The sequence below is a fragment of the Accumulibacter sp. genome, from assembly GCF_029255285.1.
Taxonomy (GTDB): domain Bacteria; phylum Pseudomonadota; class Gammaproteobacteria; order Burkholderiales; family Rhodocyclaceae; genus Accumulibacter.
This window is the reverse complement of the sequence record NZ_JAPUVI010000048.1, coordinates 1-21,503: the sequence shown is the minus strand read 5'-3', so window position 1 is coordinate 21,503 and position 21,503 is coordinate 1. Positions and strand designations below refer to the sequence as shown.

The 21,503-nt window shown below is 68.3% G+C and carries 22 protein-coding genes and 1 tRNA gene; 19 read left to right on the top strand and 4 right to left on the bottom strand.

Annotation, left to right across the window (positions count from 1 at the left end):
- Window positions 1-10: 10 nt before the first annotated feature.
- From Q1M07_RS07125 to Q1M07_RS07115, 3 genes are all read left to right on the top strand, one after another.
- The gene (locus Q1M07_RS07125; protein WP_300452529.1) at window positions 11-1,132 is read left to right on the top strand and encodes a glycosyltransferase family 4 protein; all 1,122 of its coding nucleotides are present in this window, start codon (window positions 11-13) and stop codon (window positions 1,130-1,132) included.
- Window positions 1,129-1,953, top strand: coding sequence for a lipopolysaccharide core heptose(I) kinase RfaP (gene rfaP / locus Q1M07_RS07120; protein ID WP_300452472.1), 825 nt, complete (start codon window positions 1,129-1,131; stop codon window positions 1,951-1,953). The genes Q1M07_RS07125 and rfaP overlap by 4 nt, the downstream gene beginning before the upstream one ends.
- A 73-nt stretch (window positions 1,954-2,026) precedes the next feature.
- Window positions 2,027-3,457, top strand: a complete 1,431-nt coding sequence (locus Q1M07_RS07115; RefSeq protein WP_300452470.1) for a lipopolysaccharide kinase InaA family protein — start codon at window positions 2,027-2,029, stop codon at window positions 3,455-3,457.
- Window positions 3,458-3,515: 58 nt separating this feature from the next.
- Here Q1M07_RS07115 and Q1M07_RS07110 read toward each other — a convergent pair whose 3' ends face one another.
- The gene (locus tag Q1M07_RS07110; protein ID WP_300452468.1) at window positions 3,516-4,145 is read right to left on the bottom strand and encodes a YbhB/YbcL family Raf kinase inhibitor-like protein; all 630 of its coding nucleotides are present in this window, start codon (window positions 4,143-4,145) and stop codon (window positions 3,516-3,518) included.
- Window positions 4,146-4,165: 20 nt separating this feature from the next.
- Entirely contained in the window at window positions 4,166-5,704 is a 1,539-nt protein-coding gene (gene murJ, locus Q1M07_RS07105) for a murein biosynthesis integral membrane protein MurJ (protein ID WP_300452466.1), read from the bottom strand.
- A 128-nt stretch (window positions 5,705-5,832) separates the two neighbouring features.
- Between murJ and Q1M07_RS07100 the strand changes: the two genes are divergently transcribed.
- From Q1M07_RS07100 to fabG, 15 genes are all read left to right on the top strand, one after another.
- Window positions 5,833-6,090 carry an acyl carrier protein gene (locus Q1M07_RS07100; RefSeq protein WP_366984002.1) on the top strand — a complete coding sequence of 86 codons (258 nt, stop codon included), beginning with the start codon at window positions 5,833-5,835 and terminating at the stop codon, window positions 6,088-6,090.
- Window positions 6,091-6,093: 3 nt separating this feature from the next.
- The gene (locus Q1M07_RS07095) at window positions 6,094-7,344 is read left to right on the top strand and encodes a beta-ketoacyl-[acyl-carrier-protein] synthase family protein (protein ID WP_300452462.1); all 1,251 of its coding nucleotides are present in this window, start codon (window positions 6,094-6,096) and stop codon (window positions 7,342-7,344) included.
- 18 nt (window positions 7,345-7,362) lie between these two features.
- Window positions 7,363-7,647 (top strand): phosphopantetheine-binding protein, encoded by a 285-nt coding sequence (locus Q1M07_RS07090; RefSeq protein WP_300452460.1) that lies wholly within the window; start codon window positions 7,363-7,365, stop codon window positions 7,645-7,647.
- The gene (locus tag Q1M07_RS07085; protein WP_300452458.1) at window positions 7,644-8,315 is read left to right on the top strand and encodes a hypothetical protein; all 672 of its coding nucleotides are present in this window, start codon (window positions 7,644-7,646) and stop codon (window positions 8,313-8,315) included. Before Q1M07_RS07090 ends, Q1M07_RS07085 begins: the two co-directional genes overlap by 4 nt.
- Window positions 8,312-9,667, top strand: a complete 1,356-nt coding sequence (locus Q1M07_RS07080) for an AMP-binding protein (RefSeq protein WP_300452456.1) — start codon at window positions 8,312-8,314, stop codon at window positions 9,665-9,667. The genes Q1M07_RS07085 and Q1M07_RS07080 overlap by 4 nt, the downstream gene beginning before the upstream one ends.
- Window positions 9,654-9,956 carry a hypothetical protein gene (locus tag Q1M07_RS07075; RefSeq protein WP_300452454.1) on the top strand — a complete coding sequence of 101 codons (303 nt, stop codon included), beginning with the start codon at window positions 9,654-9,656 and terminating at the stop codon, window positions 9,954-9,956. Before Q1M07_RS07080 ends, Q1M07_RS07075 begins: the two co-directional genes overlap by 14 nt.
- The gene (locus Q1M07_RS07070) at window positions 9,953-10,864 is read left to right on the top strand and encodes an acyl-CoA synthetase (protein ID WP_300452452.1); all 912 of its coding nucleotides are present in this window, start codon (window positions 9,953-9,955) and stop codon (window positions 10,862-10,864) included. Before Q1M07_RS07075 ends, Q1M07_RS07070 begins: the two co-directional genes overlap by 4 nt.
- Complete coding sequence (locus Q1M07_RS07065; protein ID WP_300452450.1) at window positions 10,861-11,427, top strand: LolA-related protein; 567 nt, start codon at window positions 10,861-10,863, stop codon at window positions 11,425-11,427. The genes Q1M07_RS07070 and Q1M07_RS07065 overlap by 4 nt, the downstream gene beginning before the upstream one ends.
- Window positions 11,424-13,790, top strand: a complete 2,367-nt coding sequence (locus Q1M07_RS07060; RefSeq protein WP_300452448.1) for an MMPL family transporter — start codon at window positions 11,424-11,426, stop codon at window positions 13,788-13,790. Before Q1M07_RS07065 ends, Q1M07_RS07060 begins: the two co-directional genes overlap by 4 nt.
- On the top strand, window positions 13,787-14,596 hold the full coding sequence (locus Q1M07_RS07055; protein WP_300452446.1) for a polysaccharide deacetylase family protein: 810 nt from the start codon (window positions 13,787-13,789) through the stop codon (window positions 14,594-14,596). The genes Q1M07_RS07060 and Q1M07_RS07055 overlap by 4 nt, the downstream gene beginning before the upstream one ends.
- Complete coding sequence (locus Q1M07_RS07050) at window positions 14,593-15,315, top strand: class I SAM-dependent methyltransferase (RefSeq protein ID WP_300452444.1); 723 nt, start codon at window positions 14,593-14,595, stop codon at window positions 15,313-15,315. Before Q1M07_RS07055 ends, Q1M07_RS07050 begins: the two co-directional genes overlap by 4 nt.
- A gap of 65 nt (window positions 15,316-15,380) precedes the next feature.
- Window positions 15,381-16,628 carry a beta-ketoacyl-[acyl-carrier-protein] synthase family protein gene (locus Q1M07_RS07045; protein WP_300452442.1) on the top strand — a complete coding sequence of 416 codons (1,248 nt, stop codon included), beginning with the start codon at window positions 15,381-15,383 and terminating at the stop codon, window positions 16,626-16,628.
- Complete coding sequence (locus tag Q1M07_RS07040) at window positions 16,625-17,428, top strand: beta-ketoacyl synthase chain length factor (protein WP_300452440.1); 804 nt, start codon at window positions 16,625-16,627, stop codon at window positions 17,426-17,428. The genes Q1M07_RS07045 and Q1M07_RS07040 overlap by 4 nt, the downstream gene beginning before the upstream one ends.
- A complete protein-coding gene (locus Q1M07_RS07035) occupies window positions 17,422-17,874 on the top strand; it encodes a 3-hydroxylacyl-ACP dehydratase (RefSeq protein ID WP_300452438.1) in 453 nt (150 codons plus the stop codon). Before Q1M07_RS07040 ends, Q1M07_RS07035 begins: the two co-directional genes overlap by 7 nt.
- The gene (gene fabG, locus Q1M07_RS07030; protein WP_300452436.1) at window positions 17,871-18,590 is read left to right on the top strand and encodes a 3-oxoacyl-ACP reductase FabG; all 720 of its coding nucleotides are present in this window, start codon (window positions 17,871-17,873) and stop codon (window positions 18,588-18,590) included. The genes Q1M07_RS07035 and fabG overlap by 4 nt, the downstream gene beginning before the upstream one ends.
- Before the next feature lie 134 nt (window positions 18,591-18,724).
- Here the strand turns inward: fabG and Q1M07_RS07025 are convergent, their stop codons facing one another.
- On the bottom strand, window positions 18,725-19,282 hold the full coding sequence (locus Q1M07_RS07025; protein ID WP_300452434.1) for a YcbK family protein: 558 nt from the start codon (window positions 19,280-19,282) through the stop codon (window positions 18,725-18,727).
- Between the two features lie 18 nt (window positions 19,283-19,300).
- Window positions 19,301-20,932, bottom strand: coding sequence for a L,D-transpeptidase family protein (locus tag Q1M07_RS07020; RefSeq protein WP_300452432.1), 1,632 nt, complete (start codon window positions 20,930-20,932; stop codon window positions 19,301-19,303).
- A 185-nt stretch (window positions 20,933-21,117) separates the two neighbouring features.
- Here Q1M07_RS07020 and Q1M07_RS07015 point away from each other — a divergent pair.
- A tRNA-Phe gene (locus Q1M07_RS07015) sits at window positions 21,118-21,193 on the top strand.
- The last annotated feature ends 310 nt before the right edge of the window (window positions 21,194-21,503 follow it).

Sequence of the window (21,503 nt, the reverse complement as noted above, 5' to 3'; positions counted from 1 at the left end):
AATGAAGCCGATGCAGATCGCTTTCTGCCTCTACAAGTACTTCCCCTTCGGCGGCCTGCAGCGCGACTTCCTGCGCATCGCGCTGGCCTGCCAGGCACGCGGCCACGCCGTTCGGGTCTATACGCTCGAATGGCGGGGCGACGTCCCGGCCGGCTTCGAAGTCGTTCTGGTGCCGGTCAGCGCGCTCACCAACGCACGCCGCTACGCGCGCTTCACTGCCTGGGTGAGCACGGATCTGCTCACCCGTCCGGCCGAGCGGGTGGTCGGTTTCAACAAGATGCCCGGTCTCGATGTCTACTTCGCGGCCGATCCATGTTTCGAAGACAAGGCGCGTACCCTGCGTCATCCGCTTTATCGGCTCTCCGGGCGTTACCGTCACTTCGCGGCTTACGAGCGTGCCGTCTTCGGGCCGTCGAGCCGTACCGAAATTCTGCTCATCTCGCCCCGCCAAGCGCCCTTGTTCGAGAAGTACTACGCGACACCCGCCGAACGCCTTCACCTGCTGCCGCCGGGAATCGCCTCCGACCGCCGTGCGCCGGCCGACGCGCCGGCGATCCGCGCCGACTTTCGTCGCGAGTTTGCGCTGGCCGACGACGACCTGCTGTTGCTTCAGATCGGCTCGGGCTTCAAGACCAAGGGCCTGGACCGCAGCCTGAAAGCCATCGCCGCCCTGCCGCCGGCACTGCGCCGACGCAGCCGCCTGATCGCCATCGGCGACGACAACCCGAAGATGTTCCGCGGCCAGGCGCGGGCGCTCGGCCTCGCGGCGCGCGTCGACATTCTGCGCGGCCGTGGCGACATCCTGCGTTTCCTGCTCGGCGCCGACCTGCTGCTGCATCCGGCATACAACGAGAATACCGGCACGGTTCTCCTCGAGGCGCTGGTCGCCGGCCTGCCGGTACTGACCACCGCGGTCTGCGGTTACGCGCATTACGTTGCCGAAGCCGACGCCGGCACGGTCGTCCCCGAACCTTTCGTGCAGTCGAGCCTCGACCGGATACTGGCGCAGATGCTGGACGACGACCAAGCCCGCGCCGACTGGCGCGCCAAGGCCCTAGCCTTTGCCGAGCAGGCGGACATCTACAGCAATGCCGAGCGCGCCGCCGACGTGATCCTGGAAGATCTCCGATGAGCCGGACGACACTGTTTCTCGACCCGACCTTCGCTCGCGAGTGGGCGGGACAGGATCCCTTCGTCGCCGTCGAAGCGCTCGAGGGCGAGGTTTTCCGCGCGCTCGAACGCCGCCGGACGCTGCGCAGCGAAGTCGCCGGACGCGGCTATTTCGTCAAGATCCACCGTGGTGTCGGCTGGCTCGAGATCGCCAAGAATCTCCTCGCGCTGCGCTGGCCGGTGCTCGGCGCCCAGGACGAATGGCGCGCCATCCGGCGGCTCGACGAAGCCGGCGTGGACAGCCTGCGAGCCGCCGCTTTCGGCCGGCGCGGCGGCAATCCGGCGCGCCAGCGCTCGTTCATCGTGACCGAGGAACTGGCCCCGACGATCAGCCTGGAAGACTATTGTGGCGCCTGGCCGACGCGCCCGCCCGCGGTTCGCTTGAAGCGTGCGCTGATCGTCCGCGTTGCCGAAATGGTGCGCAGGATGCACGCTGCCGGCGTCAACCACCGCGACCTCTACCTCTGCCATTTCCTGCTGCACCTCGCTCCGCCGCCAAGCGCCGAGCGTATCCGACTGTCGCTCATCGATCTTCATCGGGCGCAGGTCAGAGCGGCGACACCGCAACGCTGGCGCGACAAGGATCTGGCCGCGCTGTACTTCTCGGCGCTCGACATCGGCCTGCGGCAGCGCGACCTGCTGCGTTTCCTGAGCGTCTATTTCGCTCGTCCGCTACGCCTCGTCCTGCGCGACGAGGCGGCCCTGCTCGCCAGGCTGGAACGCGAAGCGCGGCGCCTGCAGGCGCGCTTCGTACGCAAGGTCGCCGCCGGGACGATGACATGAAGTCCGGGCAGATCGACCAGCCGCTGGCGACTGCCGAAGCGGCCCGGCGATCGTCGGCGCCAGGCGACGAACGATGATTGCGCCGCAACCGACCACGCGCCGTGCGCTGCGCGCCGCCGGCCGCCAGCCGGCGCTGCCCTTCCGGGTCGCCCTGGCCGACGGAAACCGGCTGACCATGCTTCGTCTGCTGCGCGTTCTGCCTGGCAAACGGCTGGTCGGCGAAGCGGATCTGGACGGCCGCCGGGTGCTGGCCAAACTCTTCATCGGGCGCCGCGGCGAAGGACACTGGCGAAAGGAACGGGCAGGACTCGCGGCGCTCTCCGCGGCCGGCATCGCCACCCCGCCGCTGGTCGCCGCGACGGCGATGGCTGACGGCGGCTTCGCCCTGGTGACCGATTTTCTCGCACCGGCGGAAAGCCTCGCCGAAACGATGGCATACCTGCCGCCGGCAGCTTTCGCGGCCGGCATGACGCTGCTGGCCCCAGCCCTGACCGTCGTCGGTCGTCTGCATGCCGCCGGGCTGGTGCAGGACGACCTGCATCTGGGCAACTTCCTGCGCCACGATGGACGGCTGCTGGTCGTTGACGGCGGCGCCGTGCGTCCGGTCTGCCCCGGCCACTCGCTGCCGCCTGCCGACGCCTGCGCCAACCTGGCGATCCTGCTCGCCCAGTTGCCCGACGAATGGGATCGCCGGCTGGGCGAACTGCTGCCCATCTATGGCGCCGCGGCGCGCACCGCGCCGCCCGCTCTGCCGGCCCTGCAGGCGGCGATCGAGCGTATCCGCGCCTGGCGGCTCGACGACTTCCTGGCCAAGACCGTTCGCGAATGCACGCTGTTCGCCGTCGAACACGATGCCACCCGCTTTTGCGCCGTGCGACGCGATGAGACCGCCACGCTGGCCCCCTGGCTGGCGTCTCCCGATCAGGCGCTCGAGGCGGGTACCGTGTTCAAGGACGGCGGCACGACGACGGTCGCCAGGCTGGTGGTCGACGGCCGGGCCTTGTTGATCAAGCGCTACAACCTGAAGAGCCTGAGCCACGCCTTCGGTCGCCTGTGGCGGCCGAGCCGGGCCTGGCATTCGTGGCGCGAAGCGCATCGCCTGCGTTTTCTCGGTATCGCGACACCGGCGCCGCTGGCGCTGATCGAGGAACGCGTCGGACCGCTGAGGCGACGCGCCTGGCTGATCAGCGAATTCTGCGCCGGCCCGAACCTGTTGCATCATCTGTCGCCCGATGAGGTTCCGCCGCCAGCCGAGGCGGCAGCGATGATCGCCCTGTTCGAGTCGCTACATCGACGGCGCATCAGTCACGGCGATCTCAAGGCGACGAATCTGCTATGGGAAACGGACCGGGTCGTGTTGATCGACCTCGATGCCGTCGTCCAGCATCGGTCGGCCGCCGCGCACGCACGTGCCTGGCGGCGCGACCGCGCCCGCTTGCTGCGCAACTGGCCGGCGACGTCGGTTCTCCATCGCTGGCTGGACGCGCACCTGCCGGCCACCTGAAACGGCCGGCAAGCATTGCTGCAGGCGGTGCCCGGAGCCGGTCGGTGCCGCGCCGGCGCTACGGCCGCAGTGACGGATTGAGGGTGTAGGTGCCGGTCAGGCTGGCCTGCGCCAGGATGTGGCCGGCCATGGCGGCGCGCACCTGCTGACCGGTCAGTTTGCCTTCGACGTTCAGCCGGGGAAGGTCGAGCGCGAAAACGGTAAAGACGTAGTGATGGACGATCTCGTCATTCCAAGGCGGGCAGGGCCCATCGTAGCCGTAGTAGTCGCCACGCATGTCGTTGTCGCCGGCAAACCAGCCGGTGTAATCGTTGATTCCCTGGCGCGCTTCGTGGGCGGCATGCGGCCCCGGTTTGCCGCGCGGCGTGACATCGTCGGAGAATTCGCCCTCCCTCACCTCGCGCAGAGAGGCCGGCAAATCGATCAGCACCCAGTGGAAGAAATCGACGCGCGGCAGCGCCGCCGGCACCGTCCGATCCTCCTGGTTGACGTCGTCGCCCCGGCTCGGCACATCCGGATCGTGGCAGATCAGGGCAAAGGAGCGCGTTCCCTCAGGGACGGCACTCCACGCCAGATGCGGGTTGAGGTTCCTGCCGAGACAGACGTGGTGCTCGGGGTCGACGATGCAGAAAGCGAAGTCGCCCGGAATGGCTTGTCCTTCACGGAAGCTGTTGCTGGTCAAGTTCATGGTTGATTCCCCCTGGTTGATTACTCGGCCGCGCTACGTTTGAAGTCGCGCAGGCGAAAACCTGCGACCCATAGTGTAGCGAAATAGACGCTGGCGCCAAAGGCGACGACCAGAGAAAGGCGCCACAGTCGTTGCCCCAGGCTCCAGCCCAACCAGTCGGCGGCCTCTCCGGCCACCGCCCAGAGTGCCACGCCCATGCTCAGCAGGGCACAAGCGAGCCGGCCATAGAAGAGTAGCCAGCCGGGCTGCGGCAGATAGATCGCGCGCCGGCGCAGGCCGCTGTAGAGCAGACTGGCGTTCAGGATGGAAGCCAGGCCGATGGCCAGCGCCAGGCCGGCATGTTCCAGCCAGCGGATGAGGATCAGGTTGAGCAGCTGCGTCACGCAGAGCGTCAGCAGGGCGATCCTGACCGGCGTCCGGACGTTCTGGCGAGCATAGAAGCCGGGCGCCAGCACTTTGACCAGGATCAGGCCGAGCAGGCCGAGACTGTAGGCGACCAGCGCGTCGCGCGTCCGGAAAACGTCCGTCGCCGTGAACTCGCCGTGGTAAAACAAGGTGGCGATCAGCGGCACGGCGAGGAGCGCCAGGGCCAAAGCCGCCGGAGCAGCGAGCAGGAAAGTCAGCCGCAAACCCCAGTCGAGCAGCTTCGAGTACTCGTCGTGGCGTTCCGCCGCGTGGCAGCGGCTGAGCGAGGGCAGCAGGATGGTACCCAGGGCAGCGCCCAGCAGGCCGGCCGGGAACTCCATCAGACGATCCGCGTAGTACAGCCACGAGACACTGCCGGTACTCAGGAAGGACGCGAAAATGGTGTTCAGCAACAGGCTCACCTGCGCCACCGAAACGCCGAGCAAGGCTGGCGCCATCAGCCGGAAGATGCGCCGCACGCCTTCGTCTTGCAGGTCGAGCGAGAAGCGCGGCAGCATGCCCAGGCGCTTCAGGCTGGGAAGTTGGAAGGCGAGCTGCAGCGCACCGCCAAGGAAGACCGCCCAGGCCAGGGCCATGATCGGCGGCTCGAAAAGCGGCGCCGCATAGAGCGCCATGACGATGAACGCGACGTTGAGCAGCACCGGCGTGAAGGCCGGGACGGCGAACCGGCTCCAGGTATTGAGGATGCCGCCGGCCAGCGCGACGAGTGACATGAAAAGAATGTAGGGAAAGGTGATGCGCGTCAGCTCGACGGTAAGCGCGAACTTCGCGGCGTCGTCTACGAAGCCCGGCGCCGAGATGTGGACCAGCAGCGGAGCGCCGGCCATGCCGAGCAGGGTGACCGCCAGAACGACGAGAAAGAGCAGACTGGCCACCCGGTCGACGAGTTGTCGGGTGGCCTCGGCTCCCCGACGGTTCCGGTATTCGCCAAGCACCGGCACGAAAGCCTGCGAGAACGCGCCCTCGGCAAACAGGCGGCGCAGCAGGTTGGGCAGTTTGAAAGCGACAAAGAAGGCGTCGGTCAACATTCCGGCACCGAAAGTGCGCGCAATCACGAAATCGCGCACGAAGCCCAGAATGCGCGACAGCAGGGTCATGCTGCTGACGGTGGCGAGTGTCTTGAGCAGGTTCATGGGCTGGCGGCTGCCTGTGCGCGAAACTTTGGATCATAGCCGGTCGGGATCGATCGGCAAAACGCCAGGCCGGCCACGCTCCGGAAATCACCCGTCGGTCGTTGGCGAGCCGACGACAATCGGCTAGAATGCGCCCCACCATGGATTCCCTTTCTCTGATACGTGAATTCCTTCAAGGCCGACTCGGCGTGGAACCTGACAGAATCGTCCCGGAGGCCCTGCTGGAGCCGCTGGGAGTCGATTCGCTGATGGTCCTCGAACTGATGTTCGAGTTCGAGCAACGCTTCGGAATCACCCTCGCCAAGGGGACGCCGACTCCCCGGACGGTCAGCGAAATGGCAAGCCTGATGGACCGGCTGCGCAGCGAACGCCAGTCCTCGTCCTGAGTCATGGACCGGCGTCGCGTTGCCATTACGGGTTTGGGCCTGGTCAGCCCATTTGGCGGTAGTCTGACGGACTTTTTCGGGCGCCTGTTGAACGGCGAGTCGGCCATTCAGTTGCTCCGTCTCGACGAGCCACCGCGCCCGCTGTGTCTTCCCTTCGTGAGTTGCCGCGGCTTCGACGGCGCCACTGTCCTCGGCCAGGCCATGGCGGCGACGATGGATCGCTACGCCCAGCTCGCGACGGCCGCCGCCTTCGCCGCCTGGGACGACGCCGGTTTCGACCGCCGGCCGGCCGGCGCCGAACGCGACGACTGGGGCGTCGCCTGGGGAACGGCGCTCGGCGGAACGCTGGCCTACGAAAAGGGCTACCGCGAACTGTGGTTGAAGGGCCGCGAGCGGATCTCGCCTTTGTCCGTCGTACTCGGTATGAACAACGCCGCCAACGCCCACCTCTCGATCCAACTCGGCCTGGGTGGCATCAGCGTGAGCTACACGGTGGCCTGCGCCTCGTCGACCATCGCCATCGGCGAAGCTTTTCGCCGTGTGCGCAGCGGCGAGGCGCCGGTCATGCTGACCGGCGGTTCGGACGTCCCGCAGGCCTACGGCGTCGCCCGCGCCTGGGAAGCCCTGCGCATCCTGGCGCCCGGCGATGCCGGGACGTCGGCCAGCGCCTGCCGCCCGTTCAGCGTCGACCGCAACGGCCTGGTGCTCGGCGAGGGCGGCGCGGCACTGGTGCTCGAGGACTGGGAGCATGCCTTGGCACGCGGGGCCGAGATTCACGCCGAACTGATCGGTTACGCAACGACTTGCGACCACACACATCTGGTGCGTCCCGAGCTTGACGGCCAGTTTCGCGCGCTGCGCGCGACGCTGGCCGACGCGGCCCTCGCGCCGCAGGAAGTCGACTACATCAATGCCCACGGGACGGCGACCAGCGAAGGCGATCCGGTCGAGGTCGACGCGATTCGCCGGGTCTTCGGCACGGGAACGAGCGGACCGGCGGTGAGCGGCACCAAGTCGATGCATGGCCATCTGCTCGGCGCCGCCGGCGCCATCGAAGCGATCGTCACCGTTCTCGCGCTGCGCGAGCGGGCCATTCCGCCGACCGCTCATCTAACGACCGTCGACCCGGCGTGCGGCGGCATCGACCACGTGCTCGCTGCCCGCCACGAACCGTCGCTGCGCGCGGCATTGTCCAGTTCCTTTGCCTTCGGCGGCAGCAACGCGGTACTCGCTTTCCGCGCGGCCGGCCGATAACCTTCCGGAAGAAACGCGATGTCTCAAGATGCCAGCCGGCCAGCGGCCGAAGCCCTTCTCATGGAGGTCGCCGAACTGATCGTCTCGGCGCTCAATCTGGACCTCTCGCCCAGCGAGATCGAGCCCGATGCGCCGTTGTTCGGTGAGGGACTGGGGCTCGATTCGATCGACGTTCTCGAAATCGCGCTGGTCGTTTCGAAGCGCTACGGTTTTCAGTTGCGTTCCGACGACGACGACAACGTGCGCATTTTCTCCTCCGTGCGCACGCTGGCAGAACACATCGCGTGCCAGCGCACGCAATGAAAGCGATTTCCCCGGCCAGCCTGCTGCGCGGCGGCGCCGTGAGCGGCGTGCTGATCGCCTGGGCATGGCTCGCGCACGAGGCCAGTGTCGGTAGCGGCGACTCCGACCTGGCGGTCGCCCTGGCCGGTAGCTGGCTGCTGGCCGTCATCGTCGTCCTGCTGTGGCGCAGCGGCAAGCCCTGCTGGCTGATCGCCGGCGGCCTGCTGGCCATCGTCGCTGCCCTCTGTAGCTGGCCGGCCCTGCGCCAGAACGTGGCGCTGCTCTACTACCTGCAGCATGCCGGCACCCACCTGGCGCTCGGCCTGCTGTTCGGACGCAGTTTGCGCAGCGGTCAGCCGCCACTGGTCACCCGTTTTGCCAGCCTGGCCCACCACGGTGTGTTGTCCGACGCGCAGCGCCGCTATACGCGACAGGTGACCGTTGCCTGGACGGTCTACTTCGTCGCCACGGCCGCCTTGTCGACGGCGCTTTTCCTGCTGGCTTCGGCGGCCGTGTGGTCGGTCTTCGCCAACCTGCTCGCCATGCCGCTGCTCTGCCTGATGTTCGTCGCCGAGTACCTGGTCCGTCATCGCGTCCTGCCGCCGGCGGACCGTACCGGAATCGCCGATACCCTGCGTGGCTACCGCGAGTCGATGCGTGATCGGCGCTGGCTGGCGAGCGACCGATGAGTCGTCTGCCGCTGCTCGGGCACGCCGGCCTAGACGAGATTTTTGCCTACCGACCGAGCGGACCGCTGACCGTGCGCGCTTTTCTCGCCGCCGCCTGGGCGCTTGCCGACCGCCTGCCGGCCGGACAGCGCTTCCTCAACCTCTGCCAGGACCGCTTTCGTTTCAGCGTCGGACTGGCGGCCGGACTGTTGGCCGGCCGGAGCAGCCTGCAGCCGGCTTCACAATCGCCCGAAACGCTGAACCAGATTCGGCAACGATGGCCGGACGTCTTCTGCCTGTGCGACAGCGCTTTCGACAGCCTCGATCTGCCGCGCGTCGATTATCCCGAGTCGCTGGCAGTGCACCCCGAGCGGGTGGTCGCCATCCCGCAGGTGGCGGCCGAACACGTCGCCATCACGGCCTTCACGTCGGGCTCGACCGGCCTGCCGGTGCCGCACGACAAATCCTGGGGATCGCTGGTCCGCAACGCGCGTGCCGAGGCCGACCGACTCGGCCTGCGGCATGGTCCGCGCCACGCTGTCGTCGGTACCGTGCCGGCGCAACACATGTACGGCTTCGAATCCACGGTACTGCTCGCCATGCATGGCAATTCGCCTTTCTGGTCGGGCAAGCCCTTTTATCCTCAGGACATCGTCTGCGCGCTCGAGGCGGTCCCCCGACCGCGACTCCTGGTCACCACACCGTTTCATCTCGCCACGCTACTGGCCTCGGGCGTCGAAGTGCCGGCAGTCGACCGGCTGCTGTCGGCGACCGCGCCGCTCTCCGAGCAACTCGCCGCCGATGCCGAAGCACGCCTGGCAGCACCTTTGCAGGAGATCTACGGCTGTACGGAAACCGGACAACTGGCCAGCCGCCGGCTGCTTGCCGATGCCGCCTGGCTGCCGCTGGACGGCGTGCGCCTGGAACGCGAGGGGGAGCTGATCGTGGCCTCGGGCGGCCACATCGAAGGCCGGGTGCCACTTGCCGACGCCATCGAGCTGCTGCCGGACGGCCGCTTTCTTTTGCTCGGCCGCCATTCCGACCTCGTCAGCGTCGCCGGCAAGCGCAGTTCGCTGGCCTATTTGAACCACCAGATCGCGGCGCTTCCGGGTGTCGTCGACGCCGCCTTCTTTCAACCGGACGCCGTTCCCGGCGACCGCGACATCACGCGCCTTTGCGCCTTCGCCGTAGCGCCCGGTCAGAGTCGGCAGCAACTGCTCGCCCGCTTGCGGCAGCGGGTCGATGCCGCCTTCCTGCCGCGCCCGCTGTTCATCGTCGACGCCTTGCCGCGCAACGCGACCGGCAAGCTGGAGCGCGCCCAGTTGCAGGCGTTCTACGAGTCGAACCGGAGCCAGCGCCATGCGGCAAGCTGACGGCGCGTGGGCGGTTCCGGCCGGCCACCCGGCCTTGACCGGCCATTTCCCGGGCCGTCCGATCGTTCCCGGCGTCGTCCTGCTCGACCGGGCGCTGCTCTTCGCCGAAGCCCTCCTCGGCAGACCGGGCCTCGCCTGGCAGATCGCGCAGGCCAAGTTCTTCCGTCCGGTCGGCCCCGGCGAAACTCTGGTCTTTCGCCTGCAGGAACAGCCGGATGCGGCGCTCACTTTCTCCATTCGGGCCGGCGCGAGCGAAGTCGCCAGCGGCCGCCTGCGACCCGCCGGATGAACGGCCGTCCCGCAGCAGCGGCCTGGTTGCGGCAACCGGAACGCAGCCATCCCGCGATCCTGCGGCTGATGGTCTGGATCTCCCTGACCCTCGGCCGCGCGAGCGGCCGCCTGCTGCTCTACGGCATCGCGCTGTACTTCCTGTTCTTCTCGCCGCAAGCCCGGCGCGCCAGCCGGGCGTATCTCGGCCGGGCACTGGGACGCTGGGCCCAATGGTCCGACGGTTACCGCCACGTGCTGTCGTTTGCGAGCACGATCCACGACCGCGTCTATCTGCTCAACGACCGTTTCGACCTGTTCGACATCGAGGTGCACGGCGCCGAAGCACTGCACGCGGCGCTCGCCGGGCAGACGGGCGCGCTGCTCATCGGCGCCCACCTCGGCAGCTTCGAGGTTCTGCGCGCCGTCGGTCGCGGCCGGGCCGGCCTGCAGGTGGCGATGCTGATGTACGAGCAGAATGCACGCAAGATCAACGCCACGCTGGCCGCGATCAACCCGGCGGCGGTGCAGGACATCATCCCGCTCGGCCGCCTCGATTCGATGCTCGAGGTGCGCGACCGGCTGGAACGCGGCTATCTGGTCGGCCTGCTGGCGGACCGCGCACTGGCCGACGAAGCGACCCGACAATACGACTTTCTCGGCCAGCCAGCGGCCTTTCCGATCGGCCCCTTCCGCCTCGCCGCCATGCTGCGCCGACCGGTCTTCTTCATGACCGGCCTGTACCTCGGGAGCAATCGTTACCGTATCCACTTCGAAGCACTGGCCGACTTCTCGCAGGTCGCGCCGGCCGACCGCGACGCCGCCATTCGGCAGGCGCAGGCCCGTTATGTCGCTCGCCTGGAACACTACTGCCGGCTGGCACCCTACAACTGGTTTAACTTTTTCGACTTCTGGCACACGGCGCGATGAAGCGACTGTTCGCCGGCCTGCTGATCACCGTGTCGACCATCCCGGCGCTGGCCGCCTGGGACCTCTCCCAACTGATGGATGAGTTGGCACAGACCCGCGGCGGACGGGCGCGTTACGTGGAAACCCGGTACCTCGCGCTGCTCGACCGACCGCTGGTGAGCCGTGGCGAACTGAGCTTCACGGCGCCCGAGCGACTCGAAAAGCGGACACTGAGCCCGCGCCCCGAACTCCTGTTGCTCGACAAGGACCGCCTGACCATCGAGCGAGGCCAACAGAAGCTGAGCATCGACCTGGCCAGCCAGCCTGAAGCGCAGGCGTTCGTCGACAGCATCCGCGCTGCGCTGAACGGCGACCGCGCGGCGCTCGAAAGGAACTACACGCTCTACCTCGCTGGCAATCGGGAGAACTGGACGCTGACCCTGCTGCCGAGCAGCCAGGCGATCGCCACGGTCGTTCAGAGAATCCGCATCGGCGGCCAGCGCAACCGCATCCGCAGCATCGAGTATCTGCAGACCGACGGCGACCGTGCGCTGATGAGCATCGAGCCGTTGACGCCGAAGTGACGCCGGTCGTCCGCCGCCCTCTCGTTCTCTGGTCCTTGGCCATGCTCGCCGTGGCGGCGATCGTCTGGCAGAGCCGCTTCTCGACCGACATGTCGTTCTTCCTGCCGGCACAGCCGAGCGCGGAACAGGCACTGGTGGTGGATCAGATCCGCGAAGGTTCGCTCGGCCGCTTGCTGATGCTGGCCATCGACGGTGGCGATGCCGAGCAACGCGCCGCGCTGTCACGCGACCTGCGTGCGCGGCTGTCCGGCCGACCGGAGTTCGCGGCGCTGCGCAATGGCGAGAGCGGCAGCCTGGAGGCCGAGCGCGAGCTGCTGTTCCGTTGGCGCTATCTGCTGAGTCCGGCGGTGACCCCGGAACGCTTTACGGTCGCCGGCCTGCACGCCGCGCTCGCCGAGAGCATCGACTTCCTGGCCTCGCCGGCCGGTCTGCTGGCCAAGCGGCTGTTGCCGCAGGACCCGACCGGCGAACTTCTGGCTCTGCTCGGCCGACTCGATGCCGCGGCCCAGCCAAACAGCCGGGCCGGCGTGTGGACATCGCGCGACGGCGAGCGCGCCCTGCTCCTGGCGCAGACCACGGCGCTCGGCTCGGATACCGACGGGCAGGCGGCGGCCATCGACGCCATTCGCGCCGCCTTCGCGGCAGCCGCAAAAGCGACCGGCTTGCCGGCCGCCAGCCTGCAGATCGCCGGTCCGGGCGTTTTCGCCGTGCACGCGCGGGCGACGATCAAATCCGAAGTGGCGCGCTTGTCGCTGATCAGCACGCTAGCCATTGCCGGACTGCTGTTCGCCGTCTACCGTTCGGCCCGGCTGGTCGGCCTCGGTCTGCTGCCGGTGGCGAGCGGCGCGCTGGTCGGCACCGCCGCCGTCGGCCTCGCTTTCGACAGCATTTTCGGGATCACCATCGGTTTCGGTTCGGCGCTCATCGGCGAAGCGGTCGACTACTCGATCTATTACTTCGTCCAGTCGGCGCGCGGCGACGCCGCGGCCTGGCGCGCCAGGCTCTGGCCGACGATCCGCCTCGGCGTGCTGACCTCGGTCTGCGGGTTTGGCGTTCTGCTCTTCTCCGGTTTTCCCGGCCTCGCCCAACTCGGCCTGTATTCCCTGAGCGGCCTGCTCACCGCCGCCGTGGTGACGCGTTTCGTCCTGCCACAACTGCTGCCGGCCGACCTCGCGCCACGCGACCTGAGCACGCTTGGCCGCTTTTTCCTGCGACTTACCGCCCACCTGCCGAAACGGCGCTGGCCGCTGATCGTTCTCGCCGGCCTCGCGGCCGGCAGTCTGGCGACCCATCGCGGGGACTTGTGGCAGCGCGACCTCTCGGCTCTGGGTACCGCCAGTCGCGAGGATCTGGCCGCCGACAGCGCGTTGCGCGCCGATCTCGGGGCGCCAGACGGCCGCCTGCTGGTCGTCGTCAACGCCATCGATCGCGAGCAGGCGCTGCAGGCCGCCGAACGCGCCAGCGCGCGACTCGACCGGCTGCTCGCCGCCGGCGTCATCGGCGGCTACGATTCGCCGACGCACTTCCTGCCCAGCGAGGCGACGCAAGCCGCCCGGCGCGCCAGCCTGCCGACGGGCGACGAACTGCGTCAGCGTCTGCCGCTGGCCTTGGACGGTTTGCCGCTGTCGGTCGATAAGCTCGGCCCTTTCCTGCGCGATGTCGAAATGGCCCGCACGGCGCCGCCGATCGGTCCGCAGACCTGGCGCGGCAGCAGTCTGGCGCTCGCCGTCGACGCTCTTCTGCTGCCGCGCGGCGACGGCTGGAGCGTTCTGCTGCCCCTGCGCCCGCCGCCGGGCGGGGAGCGGCAGGCGATCGACGAGGCGGCCGTGCGCACGGCGCTGGCCGGCTCCGGGGCGCGGCTGATCGATCTCAAAGCCGAGGTCGATGACCTCTATGCGCACTACCTGGGCGAAGCGAGGTGGCTCGCGCTGGCCGGATTGGCGGCCATCGTCGGCCTGCTCGGCATCGCGCTGCGTGCGCTGCGCCGCGCGCTGCGCATCGTGGCGCCCTTGCTGCTCGCGGTCCTGCTGGTCACGGCCGGACTCGCTCTGGCCGGCGAGCGCCTGCAACTCCTGCATCTGGTCGGACTGCTGCTGATCGTCGCCGTCGGATCCAACTACGCGCTTTTCTTCGACCGCCTGAACGACCGGCTGGACGAGGAGCCGCGCACGCTCGCCTCGCTGGTGATCGCCTGCCTGACCACGGCGATCGGTTTCGGCACGCTGGCGACTTCGCCCGTCCCTGTCCTCCAGGCGCTTGGCATCACGGTCGGCCCGGGAGCGCTGCTCGCGCTGCTCTTGTCGGCGGCCTGTCTGACCGGCCGCCCGCTGGCCGGTGCGACCGGCGACGGGAGAAGCCGGTGACGCGTCCGCCGCCAGCCTGGCAGCCCTCGCCGGCGATCAAGCTTTCCTTCGCCGCGCACGCGGCGGCCGGGCTCGGCCTGCTCGCCGCTCCGGACGGCTGGCCGGTGGCTGTCGGCGCTTTAGCCGCCAACCACCTGCTGCTGACCGGCGCCGGCTTGCTGCCGCGCAGTCGTCTGCTCGGACCCAACCTCAGCCGCTTGCCGGCCGCCGCCACGGCGCGCCGTGAAATCGCCTTGACCATCGACGACGGACCGGATCCGGAAATCACGCCACAGGTTCTCGATCTGCTCGACACCGCCAGCGTCAAGGCGAGTTTCTTCTGCATCGGCCATCGCGCCCGGCGGTTTCCGGCCCTCTGCCGCGCCATCGCCGACCGCGGCCACCGCGTCGAGAACCACGGCGACTCGCACGCGTGGTCCTTCGCCGCCTTTGGAACGCGCCGCCTGCAAGCCGACATCGCGGCGGCGCAAGCCACTCTCGCCGACATTACCGGGCAGGAACCGCGCTTCTTCCGGCCGACCGCCGGCTTGCGCAGCCCGCTGCTCGACCCGGTGCTGGCTCGCCTCGACCTGCGGCTGGCAAGCTGGACACGCCGCGCTTTCGACACCCGCCAACGCGATGCGCGGCGCGTTTGTCTTCGGCTGACCCGGCGACTCGGCGCTGGCGACATCCTGCTCCTGCACGACGGCAACGCCGCCCGGACGGATGCCGGGACGGCGGTCATCGTCGCCGCGCTGCCCAGCTTGCTGCAGGCGATCGCCGAGCGCCGCCTGAACCCCGTCACCCTGACCACCGCTGCGCCATGAGCCAAGCTTTCCTGCGCCGCCTGCTCGACGACGCGAGCCAGCCCTTCCGTTCCGGCGGACGCTTCGCCTACCACTACGCGCGCGGCAAGCTGGGCGGCGACTGCGTCTTCCGCGCCCTTCTCGAGCGTGGGCTTTTCCCCGCCGAAGGGCATTATCTCGACCTCGGTTGTGGCCAGGGCTGCCTATTTTCCTGGCTGCTGGCGGCGCGCGCGCGATACGACAAGGGCGACTGGCCGAGCCACTGGCCGGCGGCGCCGAAACCACTCCGCCTGCGCGGCTACGAACTGATGGCCAAGGACGTCGAACGCGCCGGGCGGGCTTTCGGCAACCGGTACCCCATGGTCGATATCCGGCTCGGCGACATGCGCGAGGCGGATTTCGGTGTCGCCGACGTCGTCACCATCCTCGACGCACTGCACTACATCGACTACCTGCAGCAGGAAGACGTTCTGCGCCGGATCCGCGCCGCCTTGCCGGCGCGTGGCCTGTTCGTCACGCGCATCGGCGACGCTGGCGCCGGTTTGCCCTACCAGCTTTCCAACTGGGTCGATCACGCCGTCGTCTTTGCCCGCGGCCATCGCCTGCCGAAGCTGTACGGCCGACGCCTCGGGGAATGGGTCGAGCTGCTGCAAGCGCTGGGTTTCGTCGTCGACAGCGCGCCGATGAGCGAAGGGAAACCGTTCGCCAACACCCTGCTGGTCTGTCGGCTGCCGGCCTGACCTCTGCCGGAGCGGCAGGCGCCGGCCAGCGACCGGCCGGCCAGGCCGGGGAGGCGCGGCGGCGGATGAGCGTCGACCTCTGCTACTATTCGCCCGCAACGATCGGGACCGCCAACTTGACTCCATTGCTTCTTTCCGCCTGCACGCTGACCACCTGCCTCGGCCATGGCCTGGCGCACACGCTGGACGGCTTGCGCACCGGCCGCAGCGGCCTGACGCCCTGCGCCTTCGAGAGTGTCCAGATCGAGACCTGGGTCGGCCAGGTGGCGGCAGTCGATGAGCAGCGATTGCCCGCGGCACTCAGGCGCTACGATTGCCGCAACAACCGGCTGGCGCAACTGGCCCTCGAAGCCGACGGCTTCGCCGCTGCGGTCCGCACGGCGATCCAGCGCTACGGCCGCCAGCGCGTCGGCGTTTTTCTCGGTACCAGCACGTCCGGCATCCTACAGGCCGAACTGGCGTATCGGCGGCGCGACCCGCAGAGCGGCGAGCTGCCCGCCGATTTCCTCTATCGCCACACACACAATCCGTTTTCGCTGGCCGAATTCGCGCGCGACTACTTCGCCCTCGAAGGACCGGCGGCGGCGGTGTCGACCGCCTGTTCGTCGAGCGCCAAAGTCTTTGCCGCGGCCGCCCGCCTGATCGCCTGCGACGGTATCGACGCGGCGCTGGTCGGTGGCGTCGACTCGCTCTGCCTGACCACGCTTTACGGTTTCGCCTCGCTCGAACTGACGTCCAGTCGCCCGTGCCGGCCGTTCGACCTGCGGCGCAACGGCATTTCGGTGGCCGAGGGGGCGGCTTTCGCGTTACTCGAGCGTCTGCCGGCCGAAGTGCCCCCGGCTTCGCTCCTGCTGCTTGGCTACGGCGAATCGAGCGACGCCTACCACATGTCGGCGCCGCACCCACAGGGTCTTGGCGCCCGGCTGGCGATGGCCGCGGCGTTGCGCTCGGCCGGTCTCACAGCACCCGAGATCGATTACCTCAACCTGCACGGTACCGGTACGCCGAGCAACGACGCCGCCGAAGGCCAGGCGGTCGTCGACTTGTTCGGCCAGCGCGGCGTCGCCTGCAGCTCGACCAAGGGGGCAACCGGCCACACGCTCGGCGCCGCCGGCGCGGTCGAGGCGGCGATCTGCGGGCTGGCGCTGACGTCCGGCCTGCTGCCCGGCAGCCCGCATACCGAGACGCCGGATCCGGCACTGTCGCTGGACTATCTCACGACAGCCCGCAACGGCCGCGTGCGACGGGTGTTGAGCAACTCTTTCGGTTTCGGCGGCAGCAACTGCAGCCTGGTTTTCGGCCTGGCACCATGAGACCCGCCCCGCTCGGCGCCTGGATCGAAGGTATCGGCTGCCTTGCCCCCGGCTTGCCGGACTGGCCAACGGCCTGTGCGGTGCTGTGCGGCGAGCAGGCGTACGCGCCGGCGCCGACGCGGCTGCCGGTGCCCAGCCTGCTGCCGGCGGCCGAGCGTCGGCGCGCCAGCCGGGTCGTCCGGCTGGCTCTCGCGCTCGGCCTCGAAGCCGCGGCCCAAGCCGGCGCCGAACTCACCACGCTGGCCACGGTGTTTACCGCCTCGGGCGCCGACGGTCACAATTGCCATGCGCTGTGCGAGCAATTGGCGAGCGACGACCGGCGGGTTTCGCCAACCCGCTTTCACAACTCGGTGCATAACGCCGCCGCCGGTTACTGGGGCATCGCCACCGGCTCGATGGCGCCTTGCCAGGTGCTCTGCGCTTTCGACGCGAGTTTCGGCGCCGGCCTGCTCGAGGCGCTGGCGCAGGTCGTCGCGGAGCAGCGGCCGGTCTTGCTCATCGCCTACGACAGCGAGTATCCGGAACCGCTGCACAGCAAGCGGCCGATCGGCGATTGCGCCGGTGTCGCCTTGCTGTTGACGCCCGACCGCAGCGCCCTTTCGCTGGCCCGCCTGGCGCTCGCGCCAAGCGACGACGTCGCGGCGAAACTGGCCGACGACCGGCTCGAACACTTGCGGACCACGATTCCAGCATTGCGCGCGCTGCCTCTGCTGCAATCGCTGGCCAGACGCAAAACAGACAGCGTCTGCCTCGATTACCTGCCGCCGATGTCACTGCGCGTCGATCTCGACCCATGCTAGATCGCCGCTGGATTGCCGAACACGTCCCGCAGAGCGGCGCCATGTGCCTGCTCGACGCCGTTGTCGACTGGTCGGCGGGAGCGATTTCCTGTCGCGCCACGAGCCATGCCGATCCGGCCAACCCGCTGCGCGAGGCAGATCGCCTGGGTGCGGCGAGCGGCATCGAGTATGCCGCGCAGGCGATGGCCTTGCACGGCGCCTTGCTCGCGGCGGCTGGCGACCGGCCCCGGCAGGGCTACCTGGCCAGCCTGCGCGGGGTGACGCTGAACGTGGCGCGGCTGGACGACCTGCCAGGCGAACTCGTCGTTCTGGCCGAGCGGCTGTCGGGCGACGACAGGCACGTCCTCTATCGCTTCTCGGTCGGTCACGCCGGTCGTTGCCTCGTCGAAGGCCGCGCGGCCGTCGTTCTCGACGCCGGGACGCCTGGCGAGCCAGCGGCGTCATGAAGCGTGCGCTGGTGACCGGCGGCAGCGGCGACATCGGCGCCGCCATCTGCCGCCGCCTGGCGGCAGATGGTTGCTACGTGATCGTCCACGCCAGGAGCCGTCGCGACCGGGCGGACGAGGTCGTCGGCCAGATCGTCGCGGCCGGGGGTTCTGCCGAAAGCGTCGTTTTCGACGTCACCCACCGCCGGTCGGCCGCTGCCGTACTGGCCGATCTTCTTGCCGACGGGCCGATTCAGGTGCTGATCAACAACGCCGGCATCCACGCCGACGCGGTTTTTCCCGGCATGTCCGACGAACAATGGGACAGCGTCCTGGACGTCTCGCTGAACGGGTTCTTCAACGTCACCCGACCGTTGATTCTGCCGATGATCCGTACGCGCTGGGGACGAATCGTCAACGTCTCGTCGGTCGCCGGCGTCGTCGGCAATCGCGGCCAAGTCAATTATTCGGCAGCGAAAGGCGCGCTGCATGCGGCCGGCAAGGCGCTCGCCCTGGAAGTGGCGAGTCGCGGCATCACGGTCAATTCCGTGGCGCCGGGGATCATCGCCGGCGCGATGAGCGGCGGCGCTTTCGACAGCGCGACGATCAAGGCACGGGTACCGATGCAACGTGCCGGCCAGCCCGAGGAAGTGGCCGACCTGGTTGGTTTTCTGGCGTCGGAGCGGGCCGCCTACATCTCGGGCCAGGTCATTTCGATCAACGGCGGCCTGATCTAGCGCCGGCCCGACCTGGCGGCCGGATGGTGGCGACTTACCGGCCTCCGCCGTCGACGGCTTGACCTCCTCTTCTTTTCGGACCCACGCCGCTCCTTCGTCGCGCCGCGCACCCTGAGCGTGGGCAAAACGCAGGCTTACCAGGTACGGACGTGCCCGGTGTCGAGGTGGACAAACTCGCTGCGCGGGTAGAAACCGACGCCGCCGGCCTGCAAGGACATGGCGGCGTCACGAAGGTCGACCAGCGGTACGCCTTCGAGGCGGACGTCGATCGCCCGCCCCTGCATGTGCAAGCTCTGCCTCGCGACGCCACTGCGACCGCCATGACGCAGCTGCTGGTTGGTGGCGGCGCCGCGGTAAGCGGAGATGACCTGGAATGGTCGCGGACACTCGAGCTCGCGCCGGGTCCGGAAAAGGAGGTCGAGCAGCAACGGATCGATGGCGCCGACTTCACCCGAATAATGGTCGCGCAGAAAATGGTTGAGCCGGGTCAAGGCCTCAGGAAGGTAGCGTTCGCCGAGCGCGAAAACGAGCGAAAGTCGTTCGCCGGTATGGAGGTGATCGAAATCGAGCCGCCGCGCCTGCGGCAAGGACGCCAAGGCGGGTCGGGCCAAGGTCATGACCGTCCCGGCGGCGGCCAGCCGCGTCACGTGTCCGAGAAAGCGCCGTCGCGAGAAGCGTTGTGATTGCCACATGATGATTTCGTCCAAAGGCTAGTTGGCTGCTTTCAGACCGATGGCCATCGCGGGCGAGGCATCGGCCCGAATGCTGATCGAGCGCTGGCGCAGGGCATCGCGCAGCACGCGGTCGCGGCCGTAGATGTCGGGGAAGAAATGGACGCGACCGTTCCTGACCGCCGCGGTATCGTAGGCGATGCGCACCGGAATCGTTTCCGTCAGGCGAACGGTCATCGACCTTCCCTTGCGCATCGCCTGGACTATGCGCTCGCGGGGCCACTCCCGTTCGTCACCGAGGACGAATTGCGCCAGTTCGGCCGGCGCCTCGACCCGTATGCAGCCATGGCTGAAGTCGCGCCGGTCGCGCTTGAAGAGCTGCGGACTCGACGTGTGGTGGAAGTAGATGTTGTCGCCATTGGGGAAAACGAACTTGATATCGCCGAGTGCGTTCGCCGCTCCTGGTCTCTGGCGAATGCGCACCTGTCCCCGCTCGAGAGCGTCCAGGCCTCCCTCGGGCAGGCCGCTGATCACCCGGCCCTCGCTGTCGACCAGTTCGAAGCCCTGACGGTCGAAATAGCCCGGGTCGCGACGCAGCCTGGGCAAGGTCTCGCCGCGCGTGATCGACGGGGGGACGTTCCAGTAGGGGCTGAATTCGATGGCGCGCATCTGGGCATCGAAAAGCGGCGTGCGGGTCCGGCGCGCGTTGCCGACGATGACCCGCATGGCGGGCCCAGGCTCGATTCGGCCATCGCCGACCAGATAGCCGCGCAGCATGAACTCCGGCACGTTCACGACGACGATCCGGCCAGCCGGTAGTAGCGGCATCCAGCGCAGTCGTTCGAGCGCCAGTTCGAGTTGTTCGACGCGTACTTCCGGAGTCACCTTGAGCTGCTCGAAGGTTTCCCGGCCGATCACACCGTCCGGCGCCATCCCGTGCCGCTCCTGAAACGACTTGATGCCGTCGACCAGTTTGCCTTCGTAGCGCGGCGGCACGGCCGTTTCGGCCGGCAGGTCGCCGAGCAGGCTCAGGCGCTCGGCGAGGCGCGAAGTTCCGGCGTAGACCTGGCCGGGGGTGAGCTTGCCGGCCGGCAGCGGCGGCAGCTCCTGCTGCCAGGCGGGGTGGCCGACAAGGCGGCGGTACGAGGCCAGCGCCTGCCGCAAGCTGTCGTACTGCGCCGAGCGCGGCGCCGCGTTGCGCAGCGTCTCGGCCAGCCGGTCTTCCGCCACGGCCGACTGCAGCAAGAGGTCAGGATCGAAGTCGCTGCCACTGGCGGAAGTGTACTTTTCACCCAGCCGATGCGGGTCGACGCGCCCGAAGCGCAGGTCGACCAGATAACGCCGCAATGCGGCAGTCAGCGCGGCATCGAGTCTGGCAATACGATATTCGCTCAACTCGGACGCGCCGCCGGCATTCTCCAAGCTCTCCTGCAATTCCTTCACGCCGTAGTCACGGGCTTCCAGTCCTTCGGCCGCGGCGTCGGACAAAAGGGCAACGGCTTGACGAGCGGCCGGAGTCGGCCCCCCGCGGCCAAACCACGAAAGCGGTTCGCTGCCCGACGAGTGAGCGCTCGCCGCCGTCAGCACGATGGCGAGGCAGGCGGCGGAAGCTCCCCAGCGCCGGAGGCGTGAGGCCGGGACGGCGGAAACAAGCGGTGATCTGACGAGCATGTGGACTCTCGGAAGAATTTTTCACATTATCCGGGAAACTTCGCTTCGCCGCACCCGATCCCTGCGCGCCCTTCGGGAAGCCAAGACACACCGGACAAATGACGTTCTACATCTCCGGTTCTCCACATTGGACAAGGTTTCTCTTTGACGACTGACGACTGATTGACTATAATCCGCCGCTCATCGGCCAAGTAGCTCAGTTGGTAGAGCAGCGGACTGAAAATCCGCGTGTCCGTGGTTCGATTCCGCGCTTGGCCACCACTATTCAGCGCCCAACCGTTCTCGGTTGGGCGTTTTCGTTTGTGGATTCCGCACGTCACGCAGGGTTCCGGGCCATTCTGCGTGTGCCAGCCACTCCGGACACGAGCGACCTAATTCCCCCGGTTCGCCCCTGTTCCGCCCTATCTTCTCTCGAAACCTGCGCCAACTTCTTCGCCGTGGCACACGCAGACGGCGTTGTTCGTCAACCACTTATGCGTGCGCCGACGGGAATGGTTGGCTCGCGGGTTTGCACGAGCAAAGCAGAACGGCAAACCCGCGAGGCCAGCCTCCACGTCAACCCTTGGGCGGG

Excerpts from the sequence above, each read along its gene's own strand:
- Q1M07_RS07065 (WP_300452450.1), top strand. The coding sequence starts at position 10,861 with ATGAAGCGACTGTTCGCCGGCCTGCTGATCACCGTGTCGACCATCCCG.
- Q1M07_RS07090 (WP_300452460.1), top strand. The coding sequence starts at position 7,363 with ATGTCTCAAGATGCCAGCCGGCCAGCGGCCGAAGCCCTTCTCATGGAG.
- murJ (WP_300452466.1), bottom strand. The coding sequence starts at position 5,704 with ATGAACCTGCTCAAGACACTCGCCACCGTCAGCAGCATGACCCTGCTG.
- Q1M07_RS07070 (WP_300452452.1), top strand. The coding sequence starts at position 9,953 with ATGAACGGCCGTCCCGCAGCAGCGGCCTGGTTGCGGCAACCGGAACGC.
- Q1M07_RS07110 (WP_300452468.1), bottom strand. The coding sequence starts at position 4,145 with ATGAACTTGACCAGCAACAGCTTCCGTGAAGGACAAGCCATTCCGGGC.
- Q1M07_RS07045 (WP_300452442.1), top strand. The coding sequence starts at position 15,381 with ATGAGCGTCGACCTCTGCTACTATTCGCCCGCAACGATCGGGACCGCC.
- Q1M07_RS07050 (WP_300452444.1), top strand. The coding sequence starts at position 14,593 with ATGAGCCAAGCTTTCCTGCGCCGCCTGCTCGACGACGCGAGCCAGCCC.
- rfaP (WP_300452472.1), top strand. The coding sequence starts at position 1,129 with ATGAGCCGGACGACACTGTTTCTCGACCCGACCTTCGCTCGCGAGTGG.
- Q1M07_RS07115 (WP_300452470.1), top strand. The coding sequence starts at position 2,027 with ATGATTGCGCCGCAACCGACCACGCGCCGTGCGCTGCGCGCCGCCGGC.
- Q1M07_RS07035 (WP_300452438.1), top strand. The coding sequence starts at position 17,422 with ATGCTAGATCGCCGCTGGATTGCCGAACACGTCCCGCAGAGCGGCGCC.
- Q1M07_RS07095 (WP_300452462.1), top strand. The coding sequence starts at position 6,094 with ATGGACCGGCGTCGCGTTGCCATTACGGGTTTGGGCCTGGTCAGCCCA.
- Q1M07_RS07085 (WP_300452458.1), top strand. The coding sequence starts at position 7,644 with ATGAAAGCGATTTCCCCGGCCAGCCTGCTGCGCGGCGGCGCCGTGAGC.
- Q1M07_RS07025 (WP_300452434.1), bottom strand. The coding sequence starts at position 19,282 with ATGTGGCAATCACAACGCTTCTCGCGACGGCGCTTTCTCGGACACGTG.
- fabG (WP_300452436.1), top strand. The coding sequence starts at position 17,871 with ATGAAGCGTGCGCTGGTGACCGGCGGCAGCGGCGACATCGGCGCCGCC.
- Q1M07_RS07040 (WP_300452440.1), top strand. The coding sequence starts at position 16,625 with ATGAGACCCGCCCCGCTCGGCGCCTGGATCGAAGGTATCGGCTGCCTT.
- Q1M07_RS07100 (WP_366984002.1), top strand. The coding sequence starts at position 5,833 with ATGCGCCCCACCATGGATTCCCTTTCTCTGATACGTGAATTCCTTCAA.
- Q1M07_RS07125 (WP_300452529.1), top strand. The coding sequence starts at position 11 with ATGCAGATCGCTTTCTGCCTCTACAAGTACTTCCCCTTCGGCGGCCTG.
- Q1M07_RS07080 (WP_300452456.1), top strand. The coding sequence starts at position 8,312 with ATGAGTCGTCTGCCGCTGCTCGGGCACGCCGGCCTAGACGAGATTTTT.
- Q1M07_RS07075 (WP_300452454.1), top strand. The coding sequence starts at position 9,654 with ATGCGGCAAGCTGACGGCGCGTGGGCGGTTCCGGCCGGCCACCCGGCC.
- Q1M07_RS07020 (WP_300452432.1), bottom strand. The coding sequence starts at position 20,932 with ATGCTCGTCAGATCACCGCTTGTTTCCGCCGTCCCGGCCTCACGCCTC.